At 40.5% G+C, this 257-nt stretch carries 1 protein-coding gene; it reads left to right on the top strand.

Annotated elements, in window-relative coordinates:
• Positions 1–47: 47 nt before the first annotated feature.
• Positions 48–257: hypothetical protein (locus tag SB660_RS21940; RefSeq protein WP_410584554.1), on the top strand; the 210-nt coding region annotated here is incomplete at its 3' end.

Genomic DNA, 257 nt, shown 5'->3' with positions numbered 1-257 from the left:
CGAAACAATATTTCCCATACTACAAGTTAAGAAAGGCGAGGTGACTTATGCTGAAAAAGAAAAAAAGATTCTTTATTCCGGCTGTAATTGCGGCGGCAACCGCTTTTCTCGCGTTAATCGGATACATTATCATTATATTTCTCGGCCATTATGTCATCGATGAAAAGAAATTAATACTGCACGCATCTTCAAAAATCGTCGATCAAAACGGTGATGAAATCGCGAGCCTCTATACGGAAAATCGCGAGCCGGTATCC

Source organism: Bacillus sp. SIMBA_005 (assembly GCF_046535585.1).
Classification (GTDB): domain Bacteria; phylum Bacillota; class Bacilli; order Bacillales; family Bacillaceae; genus Bacillus; species Bacillus pumilus.
The sequence above is the reverse complement of the archived record's forward strand: the minus strand, read 5'-3'. Positions and strand labels throughout refer to the sequence as shown.